Origin of the sequence: Streptomyces sp. NBC_01268 (genome assembly GCF_036240795.1) — a bacterium.
In the GTDB taxonomy this organism is placed as follows: Bacteria; Actinomycetota; Actinomycetes; order Streptomycetales; family Streptomycetaceae; genus Streptomyces.
Map to the genome: position 1 here is coordinate 8,461,420 of NZ_CP108454.1, position 13,326 is coordinate 8,474,745.

Sequence of the window (13,326 nt, forward strand, 5' to 3'; positions counted from 1 at the left end):
GGTTCTCGGTGGGAACCCGAGGGTCGGTCGTCGTGCCTCGCAATGTCGGATCGGTAGGTTCGTGGTGAAAGTCGCGGGGCGAGCGCGACGGCAGCGGACGGGCATGGCCGGGTTGGGCCCCACAGTCACGATTGGTCGGGGTGACTGAGTCGCGCCGTCTCTCCGCCGAACGGTAGGCGCGTGACTCGGCTGGCGAGGAGCCAGGTGTCCTCGATCTTCCGGAACGTGTCCTCGTAGTGGCCCACGTTCGCGGGGAGCCTCGGAGGCACCATGCCATCGGTGTAGCCGTCGACCCGGTAAGTGGCAAAGTAAGAGGTTGCGGTGGCCGCCGACGCGGAATTCACCGTGACCAGGATGTTCGTAGACATGCGGCGTGACAGCCGGTCCTTGGGCCGCGAACCGAAGTAGCTGCGGAGTGCCTCACGCCCTTCCACTCTGCGGTCACCGTGAGGCCACTCCCACACCCCGTCAGGTGTGAAGAGGTCCGCGACGCTGCTCGGATCTCCCAGGTCAAGGCGGTGTACGAACTCGATGATCAGACGCTCGCAGGCTCGCTCGGCGAAGAGACGTTCCATCGGGTCAAGGGCTTCAGTCGACATCGTCAATTGCTACCAGCTCTGCATGGGGAATCGCGATGGCTTTTTGCTGCCGATCCCTCTGATCGTGGACGCGACGCCGTCTTTGACGTGGCACGACAGTCAGATCCCGCTCTCGACAGGTCGCTCCAGGAGTGCGCGGGTGGAGTTCGCATACCGGATCGCGGTCTTCTCGTCCCGGCCGAAGACCTAACGAGCTCGTGCACGGTAAGCGGTGTGACGTCGAGTCTCGAGTGGTTGATCATGGTCAGGGCTGTCGACCGATGTGATCGGTGAACTCGTTGCTGAGTTGGGCCCGTTGTGGCATGAGCGTCACGGGGCCAAGCTGGCATCTCGACCGCGGAAGCGAGCTGTGGGAGCCGGTGCGAAGCACCGGTTCGTGTTCGTCGACCGGCTCCTGGCCGTCCTCGTCGATCTCCGCCACGGGGCCACTCACGACGTGCTGGCCTGCTGGTTCGCAGTGGACCGCTCCACCATCACCCGGGCCATCGGCGAGATGTGGCCCTTGCTTGCCGAGCGGGGATGCGCGATCGGCCCCGGCGTCCGGCTGTGAACTCTGGCCGAAGTCATCGACCACCTCGGCGCCAGTGGGCAGGCCGGCATCATCGACGGCACCGAGATCCGGGTCCGACGGCTGGCCACCTGACGCAAGGACCGGGACAAGTTCATCTCGGGGAAGAACAAGCAGAACGCCGTCAAGGCCATGGTCCTCACCGACCAGAAGGGGCGGGTGCTGTTCTGCAGCCCAGCCAGGCCAGGCAGCTGCGCGGACATCACCCATGCTCGCCAGTTAGGGCTGGTCAAGCTCCTGGCGGACGGCCCAGCGGTGGAGATCCTCGCGGACGCCGGCTATCAAGGCCTCGGCGCCCAGACCGGCGGACGCGTGGTCACACCACCACACCGCAAGTTCAAGAAGGACGCCCCGGACTGGTACGAGGAAATGCATGAACGGCAGCGCAAGGCGCATTCATCCGGGCGGATCCGCGTGGAGCACGACATCACTCAGAGCACGGGCGCGAACAGGGGACCTCCGGACGCCGGCAGTGTTCCTGGTCGGGCAGGGTGACCGGCTCGACGCCCTGGGCCTGCAAGAAGTCGAACGCGGCGAAGTGGGACGGCTACCGGGCGGCCAGGGCAGGGCGGCGGGTGGCGGTCCGGTGCTGCAACGCCTCAGGCGACAGCCGGCCCGCTTCCGGATCCCACACCAGCGGCGCACCGTTCAGGGCCAAGCTGTCCGGCAGCTACTGCTCGACGGCCGCGCGCGGTCGGGGAACCGGTCCTGGATCAGAGATCCGCACCGGGTCTGCATCAGGACCGGGCCGCACGGTCCAGCAGGGATGAAGATCAGGGTGCGGTGCCCGTCAAGCTTCCGTTATGCCCTGTTGAACGGTCCGTGTGGGCGGCCGAAGACCGAGGTGTCCGGCCCCGGCGGGGGAGCGGTCCGTCTCGACCACGTCGGCCTCGCCGAGCTGAACAAGCTCATCACGACCGCCGGCGACCCAGACCCCGACGAGACGGACGACGCCGAAGACCTCCGCTACGTCGACGAAGACGAGGATGAGGAAGACGACGGCGACACGGCCTGACCTCGGCCCCGACGTTGCCTCCGAGGCCGACGAGATGATCCGGCTGATCGCCGCCTGCCGGAAGATGCGCCGCGCCGAGCGCCGCCGCGTCGCCCGCCGCGCCAGCCCCGAACTGCGCACCGCGCTCGCCGAGGTTGAGTACGCCATCGCACTGGAGCGCTCTCCGGGGGCGATGGCTGCGATCCTCACCGATGGCCGGGAGATGTAGGCGGCGAACCTTGCGCTGATCGACCAGCCGTTCCAGCGCATGGCGCGCGGCGAGCAGAGCAAGGCCCTGATCACCATGCCGCCGCGGCACGGCAAGTCCCGCCGCGCCGCGCGGTGGGCTCCGCTCTGGTACCTCGCCCGGCGGTTCGACCTCGTCAACCCCGACACCGGCGACCGCATCGAAGGCGGCCTTGTCGCAGCAGGTGTCGGAGGCGGCCTCACTGGCAAGGGCGTCAGCGGTCTTCGAGCCGGCGTGCAGGGCAAGGCCGATGCGGGATCCGTAGGTCTGGATGGCGTCGCGGATCCAGCGGGAGTGCTCTTCGGCGAGGTCGGCACCGTAGGAGGCGATCATGATGCGGTGGTCGGGGTGCGCCCACTTGGCGATCGTCGACGACCCGATCAAGGACGCCGCCGACGCCTAGTCGACGACGGTGCGTCGCCGTCGCTGGGGGTGGTGGACCTCCGTGCGTCGGGCTGCGCCGCCGGCCGCCGTGCCGCTGACGGCGACGGCGGCACGGCGGCCCCGTCTCTTCCGCGGCGCCCCGGTCTCTTCCGCGGCGGGTTCGTCGTTCCGGGCCGCGCGGGGGTCTGTGCCGTGTCCTGGTGTTTCGGTTCGTGTCCCGGCTTGTGTCCTTGTTCGTGCTCATGTGATCCCGCAGGCCAACGGGCCTTTCGCGGCCCTGCGCACCGTGCGGGGCCGCCTGCGGCGCGGCCTTGGCGATGCCGGCCGTGTCCTGGACAGCGCATGGAGGCCTCGGGGGTCACCCCGGAGACGGGGCTCGCTCACACCGGCGAGAAGAGCGGGTCCCGCCCGGCATCCGAGGTCTGGAACCGCTCGGCGAGCACCAGCCTCGAGTAGCTCCCATCCCGCCTTGGCCAGGACAAGGAGAAGACCATGGCTCACCGCCTGCAGTTCGACCCGGCCACGCCCGGGGGTGAGGCGATCGTCGTTCTGTTCAACCTGATCAAGGCCGACGAGGATCCGGGTGGGAGCTGGAACGGCGGCGACGTCGTCGACACCCTCGGCTACTGGTTCGGTGACCTCGGCGTCGATATCGACGCGGGCCCGATCAGCACGATGAGCCGGGACGAAGCTCCTGGTGCCGCTGCAGGGCTCGCCCCACCCGGGCGGGCCCTGCGACGTGCGAGGTCACGTGTCGTCAGGCGACGCGGAGCTTGACCTCTGCCTCGTACTCGTCGACGAACACCTCACTGAAGTTTTTTCGCACGCCGGAGCCACATGCCTTGATTGTCCGGCTCTGCTCACTCTGGGGCTTGATGGTGACGTGTGCGCACCGGTTGTCGGGCAGGGTGTCCTCCACCCACCCGTGGACGGTCAGGTGGCCCCACTGGTCGCACGTGAGCTGCCAACTCGCCTCCCCGCCCGTTGTCCTCGGGTGAGCCGAGGAGGGGCAGGTGACGGCGTAGGCCGTGCCTCCCGTCCCGACCACCATTCCCAGGGCGAGCCCCGCTGCCGCCAGCGCCGCTCCAAGAGCCCTCTTCACCACGGCTGATCCGCCTTTCGTTCGGCGATGAATGATCAGAACCTAGAGTGGGAGTCGCGGCCGTTGGTCCCCGATCACCACAACGAGTGATCATCCTTCCTCCGGAAGTGATCACCACGGGCGCCTATCCTCCTGCGGCCCAACCTCCGGCCGACCAGGAGAGACCCAACCATGACGACCACCACCGGGCCCGCCGGCGCCGTCTCTTGGCGGCCCGCGCCGTGGGGACGTCGGGATGATCCTGGAGAGTTTGGCCGGGAACGGCCAGTTCCGCCCGCTGGTGTCCGCGAGCAGGAGGACGGGGAGCTGGACGTCTTCGCCGGCAACCACACCTTGTAGGCCCTCCGCCCCACGGTTCCGGCCCCTAGGGCCTGGTCACCCGCGCCGGCGAGGAGGAGCGCTTGTGCGCCCTCGCCACGTCCGCAAGCGGGTGCCCGCCGCCCAGGTCGCCGTCTGCCAGTGCGACGACGCCACCGCCCGCCGCATCGTCCTGGCCGATAGCCGCACGAGCGACGCCGGCGGCCACGACGAGGGAGCGCTCGCCACGCTCCTCTCGGGCCTGGATGGTGAGGAGTCCCCCGGGCCGTTTCCGGTCGGGGGGCTCCTCGTGTGCGCACCCACGACGGTGCGGGCGGTGTTCACCTGTGGGGGCCCCGGCGGCGGGGGATGCCGGAGGGTTCCGGTGAGTGAGCGTGTCCCACTCGCTCCACCTCCGTGTGCCCTCGATGCCGCCCGTCATGCACGCGGAAGTGCTGGCGCGCACGGAGCCCCTTGGTCACGGGGTCTGACCTGCGGGCCGCTGGCTTTGGACGGTCAGTGGGGACAGGGGTGTGCGGCTCGTGGTCTGGGTGGCCGGCGGGGTCCTGCGGCCACTATCGCCGTCCCCGCGCCGAGCCGCGCGCGGTGTCCGGTCGGCGGCCAGGGGGGCGTCGGCCGGTGTGGCCTGTCTGTGACCGAGCCCTGTCGGCGTGGTCACGGTGCTGCCGACGCGCACCGCGGTTCACCCGCCCGGGTGGTTGGTGGCTGGTGGTTGGCGAGGTTGTGCGGGTTATCGCCTTGTCAGGCGATGCGCAGGATGCTCTTGCCGTAGGTGGCGCCCTCAGCGAGCCGTTGTACGGCGGTGGCCAGGTCGGCCAGTTCGTATTCGGCGGTGATGTCCACGTGCACCGTACTGTCTGAGACGAGACCGAGTGCGCGGCGGGCGCTGTCGGCGAGGCGTTCGGGGTGGGTCCGGCTGAGCAGGTTGCTGTTGTAGGTGATCAGTGACTTGCCCTGCATGAGCAGGTCGTTGGTGTCGGCCAGGACGGGTTCGTAGGTGCTGAGGTTGCCGTACACCGCAAGGCGGCCGTGCGGTGCAAGCTGCTCCAGGCCGGTGCGGCGGGTCGAGCCGCCGACCGGGTCGAGGATCACGTCGAAGCGTTCGTCGCCGAGCTCGGTCGGGAACTCTTCGCGGAGCACGACCTGGTCATAGCCGAACCGGGCCGTGTAGTCGGCTCTGGCCGCACTGCCGACGACGCCGACGATCCGGTCGGCCCCGGCAAGCCGGGCGAACTGGGCGGCGAGGGTGCCTACCGAGCCGGCCGCGGCATGGATCAGCACGCTTTCGCCGGGCCGTACTCGAGTCGCGGTGTTGATCAGGTCGTAGGCGGTCGGTGCGGCCCAGCCGAGCCCCCCGGCCGTCCGCAGTGGCAGGTCGCCGACGTCCAGACTGAGGACGGCGGGCGCCACGACCACCTCGGCGCAGGCGCCCGCAGCGGTCAGTGCGGCCACGGGTGTACCGATGCGGTCATGGTCGATGCCCTCGCCGACCGCGGAGATGTACCCGGACGCCTCGAATCCGGGGACGAAGGGGCGCGGGGCGGGGAAGTGGCCGTCCCGGAGCATGGTGTCCCCCCACTGGATTCCGGCGTAGGCGACCTGGATCGCCACCTCGCCGGGGCCGGGAGCGGGCTCATCGAGTTCGGCGACCTGGTAGTGGCCCTCGGCGTCGAGAAGGACAGCCTTCATGAGTACAGCTCCTTGCGTTGACTCAGTATCCTGATACTGGAACCTAGGTGTATAAGGTTCCTGAGTCAACCCATGAATCTGTTAGTTGAGTAGGAGTGCATCGTGGAAACCCCGGTCGAGGAGTCCCTCTGTACCCGGATCAGGCGGTCGGAGCAGGCGTTGATGGCGCATCACGAGGCCGTGCTGCGCGGCTACGGGCTGACCATGACGCAGTACACCGTGCTGCTGGCCCTCTCGCGTGAAGGCGGCATGTCCGGCGCCCAGCTGGCCCGCTCCTGCGGGGTGACGCAGCAGAGCATGAGCAGTGTGCTGACCAACATGGACGCCAAGGGACTGATCCGCCGCGAGACGTCCCCGGTGCACGCCAAGGTGCAGATCGCCACCCTGACCGATGAGGGTCAGACCGTCCTCGACCGCGCCTACCAGGAGGTGATCATCCTTGAGCGCGCACTGACCGACGCGTTCACGCCCTCCGAACACGCAGCACTCTGCGAACTCCTGGAACGAGCCACTGCCGTGCTGATCCAGCAGACGCGCCACGCGACGGCCCCGCCCGCCACCTGAGTCCTCAGCCGCCGGACGCGCACGAGCCCCGTCCCTCCGTACGACCCCGGAAGATTCGGCTGACCTGCCTGCGAGGTCTGCCTGCCCTGCCGCGCCCGTGGTGCTGACCGCGGCTGAGTGCCACCGGCTGAAGAAGAGGGCCTACGGCCACCAGCCCCGCACCAGATGCAGCAGCGGGCGGCGACCGCCTTGCCGGCGGCTCGTGGCCGTAGCAACGCCCGGATAGCCACCGAGACCTGTTTGCGTCGTCAACGGTGACGTCTGCGACTTCTGGGTCTTCGGCCTCTTGCGCCGCGCCTGGCACCCGTCGGCCATGCTGTGATTTGCTTGCGGGTCGGGGCCGGATCCTCGGTCGACGAGCGGTGCATCACCTGGCTCGGGACAGTGTTCTCGAACATGTCACAGGTCTCCAGCGCCTTCACCTCGGCGACGAGCGTGTGCTCGCCTGCGGTGGTCAGGTAGTCGGGGTGGCGGCCGGTGCCGAACTCGGGCTCCACCGCGAAGGTGTAGCCCGCTCGCGGAGGTAGCGGGCGACACGCGCTTCAGTCACCTCGCCGATCCCGGGTGGCTTCACGCGGGCAGCATGCCCGAGTCGGCCCTGCCCGGCCGCAGCAGGAATCTGTGGATCTCCGCCATGCCGGGCGCGTAGCCGTCGGAGGTGTCCACCAGGAGCTTAGGGGCGGCCAGGCTGATGGGAATGAACCGGTCAGGGTCGTAGACGCCGGCCTCCATGTCGGCGAGCAGAGCCTTGTCTCCATGGGCGACCCGGTGGCGGTCGCTGTGCGCTCGGTCGGCGATACGTCGGGCGATGGCTGAGGCGGGGGTGGTGCACCGGATGATCCGTAGGTCGGCGAACTCCGCGAGCGGCTCCAGCCCGGGGCGCCAGAGACGGTCTTGGAAGGCGGCTTCGGCGACGACGGTCGTACCCGCCCGCAGGAGTACGGCGATCGCCGCGAAGAACGCCTCCAGGGCCGGGATGTCGAGCGGGTTGTCGCCGACGGAATCCCCGACTTCTGGGCCATGTACAAGACGGGCAACGTCCGCTTCTACCGAGGCGGACGCACCTCACATCAGGCCTCCTACGGCAACGTCATCCAGACCGGTGACGACCTGTGGACCGACAAGGTCACCTTCGGCTGATCCAAGCCGGCGCCGACGTGTTCGATCGGCGGCGCAACAGCGCCGCCGATCGAACAGCAGCTGCAACGGCCAAGCCGCAGAGCCGGGCCCGGACCTTTCAAACTGGAGGGTGCCGGTTCCGGGGGCAACGCCCCTCTACGGAAGCGGACCACATCCGCGCACCACACGGGAGACACACCTGCACCGCGCCGAGTCAGCTTCACGGCACTCAGGGGCCACGCACCGCGTGGTGGCCACCGGGCCGCCGCACGCCAGTGGTCAGAGGGCCTGCTCGTAGCTGACCGTGGCGTCAGGGCAAGACTCCGCGAGCCTGGTCAAAGCGTCCCGCTCGCCGGCATCTGCAGCCAGGCTCCAGCGCAGCTTGGTGCCGGCCCACTCGGACAGGTACCGGCACACCGGTTCGGGGACCGGGGGGAGCCAGGTCTGCGGGTCCTGGTCGGCCTTCTGCCGGTTGGACCGCGCGGTTCACCGCGACCAGACTCGTGGAGGCGTCCTGGTCGTTGGCGTACGCCTCCCTGCGCTGCGCCGTCCAGGCGCTGGCGCCAGCTGGCGGGGAGCGTCATTCGAACCGTGCGGTATTCGTGCCTGGCGCGGTTGTCTGAGCGCTTCGCACCAGTGCTCCTACTGGTGCGCCTGCGCGGCGAGGAGGTCCTGTACTGGTGAAGAGGCGTTCTCGATGCGCTATTCCATGAGATTCCGGGGGCCGCTCCGGAAGTCGGCTCAGGAGTCCGTGCGTTGCTGCTCTTCGTCCTTCGCGGTGGGGGCGCGGTCAGGCTTGGGCGCGGTCATGTCGAGAAGGATCATGGCGTCGTAGTCGGGGGTGCCGAGTTCGACGGTGTAGACGCCGAGACGTTGCCCGGGGGTGCCGTCGAGGAACATGGACTGGCCCGTGAGGTGCATGGTGCCGACCTGGGGGTGGTGGAAGGTCTTGCGGGCGGGCTTGTTGCCGGTGACCTCGTAGCGTTCCCAGAGCCTTGCGAAGTCCGGGCTCTTGAGGAGGAGCTCGCCGACGAGGTTGGTCAGGTCGGGGGCGTCGGGGATGGTGCCGGCGGTGGCGCGCAGGCGGACGACGCAGGCGCGGACCTGGCGGTCCCAGTCGGGAAACAGGTCGCGTGAGGCGGGGTGGAGGAAGAGGTAGCGGGCAAGGTTGCGCTGCTTGACCGGCCAGTCGGCCAGGCCCGTGTAGAGGGCGAGCCCGCCGGGGTTGGAGGCGAGGAAGTCCATGCTGCGGCTGACGATGTACGCGGGGTTGGGGCGCATCGTCTCCAGGAGCAGTTTGAGGTGGGGGTGCACGGTGCGGCTGGGCGCCGGGGGCGGTTCGGGGGCGTAGCGGGCGGCGTGGACGGCGAGCTCGCGCAGGTGCTGGTGTTCCTGGTCGTCGAGGTGGAGCGCGCGGGCGAGGGCGTCGAGGACGGCGGGGCTGGGCCGGGTCTCCTTGCCGCGCTCCAGGCGCACGTAGTAGTCGATGCTGATCCCCGCCAGGGTGGCGAGCTCTTCGCGTCGCAGGCCCGGGGTGCGGCGCAGGCCGGCGCCGATGGTGAGACCGACCTGTTCGGGGCGTGTCTGGGTGCGGCGGTAACGCTCGGTGGGGGGTTTGTTGGTGTGTCGGGTCGTTGGTGGCCTGGGGTGTTGTGGGTTTGTTGAGAGGTTGAGTTGGCGGTTCGACGGGGTGGCTGTGGTGTGTGGGCTGGGGATATGTGTTCTGTGTTGAGTGGGGCTGGGTGTGTTGTAGGTAGTTCTAGCGTGTAAAGGCCCGGTTGGTGTTTGTGCTGGTCAGGGCTGTTCTGCCTGTTCGGCGGGGTGGGCTTATCGGCTTCGGCGGGGGCGGTGGTGGGTTTCGGCGAGGTGGTCGAGGCGGATGGCGTCGAGGGTGGTCTTGGTGATGCGTTCGGTGCCGTCGTGGATGGCGGTGATGGCGGCTTGTCGGATGAGCCTTGTGAGGGATCCGATGCGGCCGGCGGTGCGCTGGTGGAGGTAGGGGGCGTGGCGGGGGAGGGTGCCGGGTGTGTGCTGGTGGAGGTCGAGGTTGTTTTCGATGTCGGTGATGACGTCGCGGAACGGGTGGCGGGTGCCGTGGCGGGCGGGGAGGGGACCGCAGTCGACGAGGGTGGCGCGTCCGGCGAGCTGGGCACCCCGTGTCCCGCTGAACAGGGGTGTTTCGGTGACGTTGATGCCGGCGTAGACGAACGTGGCGGGCAGGCGTTCGCTGAGGTCTTTGATCAGATCGGCGGTTTGGGCGCCGGTGGTGGTGCGGGGGTTGAGGCGGTGGATCTCGTCGATCATCACCAGCTGCACACCGGCTTGGGTGTAGGTGTGGCAGACGGCGTCGGTGATCTGGGTCTGGGTCATGCGCGCGGTGGTGGGGATGCCGAGGTAGCGGGCGAACTCGGTGACGAGGGTCTTTGCGGTCGCGCCGGGCGGGACGAGGACATACGCGACGGGTACTGCTGCGTGTGCTGATCCGGGCGGTGCGGGGTTTTTGCGGGTGTGGGCGAGGTGGCAGGTACGGCCGACGTTGAGGAGTGCGGTCGTTTTCCCTGCTGCGGCGGGTCCGGTGACGATCAGTGAGGGCCGTGCGGTGGTCTGCTGGTGGCGGCCGAGGATCATCAGGGTGCGGACCTGGGTGGCGAGCTGGCTGATGGCGGGGGTGCGGATGGTGACGAACGCGGAGTGGTAGGCCAGTCGTTCTTCTGTGCTGCGGGGCGGGTCGCCGGGGCTGGGCGGGGTGGGTGGGTCGGTGGTGGCGAATCGGTGCCAGCCCTGCCAGGTGGTCAGGGGCCAGGACAGCTCGGCCTCGCCGCTGTCGTCGGTGCCGCCTTGTGTGCTGCTCGCGCTTGTCTGGCCGGGGTTCACCATGTGGCGGCTTCCTCGTGCGCGTTGTAGAGCCCGAATCCGGTGGCCGGGGCGGGGCTGACGTCGTCGGGCAGGTCGTCGAGGTCGTCGATGCTGTCGTCGTCCCGCTGTTCCGGGCTGCCGGCGGTTGCTTCGGTGCCGTGGTTCCCATTGCGGGCTGTGGGAAGCGGGATGTGAGCGGTGCGGGCCATGAGGGCCTGATCCGTTTTGGTGGCGTGGCCGCTGTGGACGCGTCGCATGAGCTGGTCGAGGGCGTCGGCGAGGCTGGCTTCGTACTGCTCGGCGTCACCGTGGCTGCCGTCGACGGCCTGGGTGCGGATGTGCTGCCAGGTGCGTTCGTCGAAGGGCCGGTGGACGTGGTCGCGGTGGATCCACGGAATCTCGGTGAGTTCACCGTCAGGCAGGCGCACCCAGATCTGGCGTACGTCGTGGGGGTTGTAGTGGATCTCCCATTTCCCGCCGCGGCCGGCGACGGGGGAGGCCTGGCCGCGGTGCGGGGCGAGGAGATCGGCGTCGTAGGTGCGGTGGTGGATGGTGATGCCGGCGGGGGTGATGGCCTGCCAGCGCACGGGCAGCAGTTCGAGGTAATCGCGCCCGGTCAATGGGACGGGTACGTGTCCGGCGACGGCGACGAGCACGCCCCACATCTCATTCGGGGTAAGGGCCTTCTTGGGCATCATCGGGTGGCGCAGCCCTTCGTGAGGCCGGTGGTGGTAGTGCACCAGCCACTCATCGAGGAGGTCCTGCAACTGGGCGACGCTGTAGCAGGCGTCTTTCTCGGCATCGGGGCCGCGGCGGGTGACGTCGGATCCGGTGTAGCCGGGCAGGTGCTGGCAGAACAGGGCGTTGATGGAGCCGAAAGTCCGCTCGACGATGCCCTTCGCGGTGGGAGCGCGGGGCGGGGCGGGCTGGACGCTGATGCCGAGGGTCTCGCAGGCGGCGGTGAACGCGGCGGAGACGAAGACCTTGCCCCGGTCGACGACGATCGTCTCCGGCAGGACGACCGGCCGGGCCGCCGCACCGGCCAGACGCTCGTCCAGCGTGGCCAGCCGCTGGTGGGGGAGCGCGCGGGCATGGTCCATGCGCAGGATGTCCGGCCAGGCCGGCCTGGCCGGGTGAGGGACGGCCATCTCCGCCAGCAGCAGGGCCGCGTCCACAGCCTTGGTCGCGCTCGGGCACAGCACGGCAGCCAGGATGGAGCGGGTCGCGACATCGACAGCGATGGTCAGCTCGGGCCGGGCCAGGCGCCCGTCGTCGAAGAGAGCCAGAACATCCAGGCGGGTGGTGTCGATCTGGACCTGCTCGCCCGGCCGCAGCGCCGTGGCAGGGGTGAAAGCCCGCCCCTCGACACTCGCAGGCACCTGCCGCACCGGGCCACTGGGCAGCTCACCGGGGCGGGCGAGCGTGGTGACGAGCCGGTACAGCGTGGCCTGGGACGGAACGGGCACCGCACCGGGGCCGTGCCGCTCCTTGAGAATCTGGTTGATCAGCGGGAACAGGCCGCTGATGGTGCCCCTGGAACGCCCGCGCCGGCGGCGCAGCGCCTCACGGACGGCGGCGACGACCCGTTCGTCGCAGCGCCCGGTAGGGCTGGAGGCGCGGGTGGTGCGGTGGTCGAGCAACCCCCACAGTCCCTGCTTGCGGTAGGCCAGGCGCATGCGCTGCACCGTGGTACGCGACACCCGCCCGAACCCCAGGGCGGTCAGCTCCTCGGCCTTGGCCTGCTCCCGCTCGGCCAGCGTGTGCCGTGCGGGGTCGTACTGCTCCCGCACCACTCCACCGCTGCCGGGCCCGTCGGCAAGGCCGCATTCGACTTCCCTCACGTGCCGCTGCCAGGCCAGGGCCTTGTTCCGCGCCGCGGCGGGCGCGGTCTCGAACAGCCCCCACTGCGGGGCCGCCTGCGGTGCGTCGGCCCCGATGACGCTGAAGCCGGGATCGGCGAACAGGTACCCGGCGAGCACCGCCTCGCCACCGCCGTCCGGGCCGACGAGGTGAACGGTCTGCCCGGACAGGGCGGCCACCTGCCACTTCACACCGCGGAAACAGACATGCGCCCCGACCGCCACGGCCGGCCGCGCAGTGCGCCGCGCGCTCACCCGGCACCTCCCGTCCCGCCCAGACCGTTCCATCCCCTGGGACCGACAAGGACGCACTCGTGCAGCGGCACCTCCAAGTCCGTGGTGAGCTGTCCGTGCCACAGGGCGTGGAAGACGACGGGAAGAACCTCGATCGGGTCACCGACAGCTTCGGCTCCCTCCAGCAGCGGCCGTGGCCGCGCGAACACCTCCACAACAGCGGGCGTCAGGCCCAGGCGGCCGGCGTTGCGGGGATGGCGGTAGCCGGCCAGCCACTTCAGATTGGCGGCCGGCACATCGTCGAGCGGCGCAAGGCGCCGGTAGTTCCAGCCGATCTCCTCACACGCCTCGCCCATCGCTTCGGCAGCCTTCAAAGCACGGTCGCCGCCGGCTTCTGGGTGGCTGGGGCAGTCGGCCAGCAGACCCGTGCCGTCGCGGTACCGGACGAACAGCTGCGGCACCCAGGAACGCACCCGCCCCCGATTGTCCCGCCACAGCAGCCGCACCGGACGCCCCGCGAGCCCGGTCACATGCGGGTCGCGGTCCAAGACCATCAGCTGGGTACGCATCGCGTTCGACCCCGCAGCCACGTGCCGCCCGGTGGTTGCTGACCACCACAGGCCTGGCCCCCAGCGCCGCCCCGGGATCACCGGGAACGCCGACACCGGCGGCAGCTCCTCGAACGCCGCGGTCATGGCGGCATCCGCCCACCGCTGCTGGACCGGCTGCCCCACCGGATCGAGGAACACCGCCTCGAACCCGCACCCTCGATCCACGGCCACTCGCCCTGCCC

12 protein-coding genes and 3 pseudogenes are annotated in these 13,326 nt (G+C 69.7%); 7 read left to right on the forward strand and 8 right to left on the reverse strand.

Annotated features, from left to right (window positions below; genetic code table 11):
• Positions 1 to 125 precede the first annotated feature (125 nt).
• Positions 126 to 599 carry a nuclear transport factor 2 family protein gene (locus OG309_RS37885; RefSeq protein ID WP_329428043.1) on the reverse strand — a complete coding sequence of 158 codons (474 nt, stop codon included), beginning with the start codon at positions 597 to 599 and terminating at the stop codon, positions 126 to 128.
• A 349-nt stretch (positions 600 to 948) separates the two neighbouring features.
• Here OG309_RS37885 and OG309_RS37890 point away from each other — a divergent pair, with 349 nt between their 5' ends.
• The 5 genes and pseudogenes from OG309_RS37890 (at position 949) to OG309_RS37910 (ending at position 3,569) form a co-directional block, all read left to right on the forward strand.
• Positions 949 to 1,149, forward strand: a complete 201-nt coding sequence (locus tag OG309_RS37890; RefSeq protein ID WP_329428045.1) for a helix-turn-helix domain-containing protein — start codon at positions 949 to 951, stop codon at positions 1,147 to 1,149.
• A gap of 111 nt (positions 1,150 to 1,260) precedes the next feature.
• Positions 1,261 to 1,662 (forward strand): annotated as a pseudogene (locus tag OG309_RS37895) (transposase family protein); the annotation flags it as partial.
• 271 nt (positions 1,663 to 1,933) lie between these two features.
• Positions 1,934 to 2,182 (forward strand): hypothetical protein, encoded by a 249-nt coding sequence (locus OG309_RS37900; RefSeq protein WP_329428046.1) that lies wholly within the window; start codon positions 1,934 to 1,936, stop codon positions 2,180 to 2,182.
• A complete protein-coding gene (locus OG309_RS37905; RefSeq protein ID WP_329428049.1) occupies positions 2,154 to 2,390 on the forward strand; it encodes a hypothetical protein in 237 nt (78 codons plus the stop codon). The genes OG309_RS37900 and OG309_RS37905 overlap by 29 nt, the downstream gene beginning before the upstream one ends.
• Before the next feature lie 894 nt (positions 2,391 to 3,284).
• On the forward strand, positions 3,285 to 3,569 hold the full coding sequence (locus tag OG309_RS37910; protein ID WP_329417127.1) for a hypothetical protein: 285 nt from the start codon (positions 3,285 to 3,287) through the stop codon (positions 3,567 to 3,569).
• Here OG309_RS37910 and OG309_RS37915 read toward each other — a convergent pair.
• Entirely contained in the window at positions 3,550 to 3,897 is a 348-nt protein-coding gene (locus tag OG309_RS37915; RefSeq protein WP_329417125.1) for a hypothetical protein, read from the reverse strand. The two genes, OG309_RS37910 and OG309_RS37915, sit on opposite strands and share 20 nt — an antisense overlap.
• A gap of 1,056 nt (positions 3,898 to 4,953) precedes the next feature.
• Positions 4,954 to 5,901, reverse strand: a complete 948-nt coding sequence (locus tag OG309_RS37920) for a quinone oxidoreductase family protein (RefSeq protein ID WP_329417122.1) — start codon at positions 5,899 to 5,901, stop codon at positions 4,954 to 4,956.
• Positions 5,902 to 6,063: 162 nt separating this feature from the next.
• Here OG309_RS37920 and OG309_RS37925 point away from each other — a divergent pair, with 162 nt between their 5' ends.
• Together OG309_RS37925 and OG309_RS37930 are read left to right on the forward strand one after the other, a co-directional pair.
• On the forward strand, positions 6,064 to 6,465 hold the full coding sequence (locus OG309_RS37925; RefSeq protein ID WP_329417120.1) for a MarR family winged helix-turn-helix transcriptional regulator: 402 nt from the start codon (positions 6,064 to 6,066) through the stop codon (positions 6,463 to 6,465).
• An 894-nt stretch (positions 6,466 to 7,359) separates the two neighbouring features.
• Positions 7,360 to 7,605, forward strand: coding sequence for a hypothetical protein (locus tag OG309_RS37930; RefSeq protein ID WP_329417118.1), 246 nt, complete (start codon positions 7,360 to 7,362; stop codon positions 7,603 to 7,605).
• A gap of 258 nt (positions 7,606 to 7,863) precedes the next feature.
• Here the strand turns inward: OG309_RS37930 and OG309_RS37935 are convergent.
• The 5 genes and pseudogenes from OG309_RS37935 to OG309_RS37955 all read right to left on the reverse strand — a co-directional run.
• A pseudogene (locus tag OG309_RS37935) lies at positions 7,864 to 8,152 on the reverse strand (HNH endonuclease); the annotation flags it as partial.
• A 173-nt stretch (positions 8,153 to 8,325) separates the two neighbouring features.
• Positions 8,326 to 9,186, reverse strand: a pseudogene (locus OG309_RS37940) (helix-turn-helix transcriptional regulator); the annotation flags it as partial.
• Positions 9,187 to 9,411: 225 nt separating this feature from the next.
• Positions 9,412 to 10,380 (reverse strand): TniB family NTP-binding protein, encoded by a 969-nt coding sequence (locus tag OG309_RS37945; protein ID WP_329428052.1) that lies wholly within the window; start codon positions 10,378 to 10,380, stop codon positions 9,412 to 9,414.
• A gap of 74 nt (positions 10,381 to 10,454) precedes the next feature.
• Positions 10,455 to 12,587: a Mu transposase C-terminal domain-containing protein gene (locus OG309_RS37950; protein ID WP_329417117.1), complete on the reverse strand. Its 2,133-nt coding sequence runs from the start codon at positions 12,585 to 12,587 to the stop codon at positions 10,455 to 10,457.
• The gene (locus OG309_RS37955) at positions 12,551 to 13,282 is read right to left on the reverse strand and encodes a TnsA-like heteromeric transposase endonuclease subunit (RefSeq protein WP_329417115.1); all 732 of its coding nucleotides are present in this window, start codon (positions 13,280 to 13,282) and stop codon (positions 12,551 to 12,553) included. The genes OG309_RS37950 and OG309_RS37955 overlap by 37 nt, the downstream gene beginning before the upstream one ends.
• Between the last annotated feature and the right edge of the window lie 44 nt (positions 13,283 to 13,326).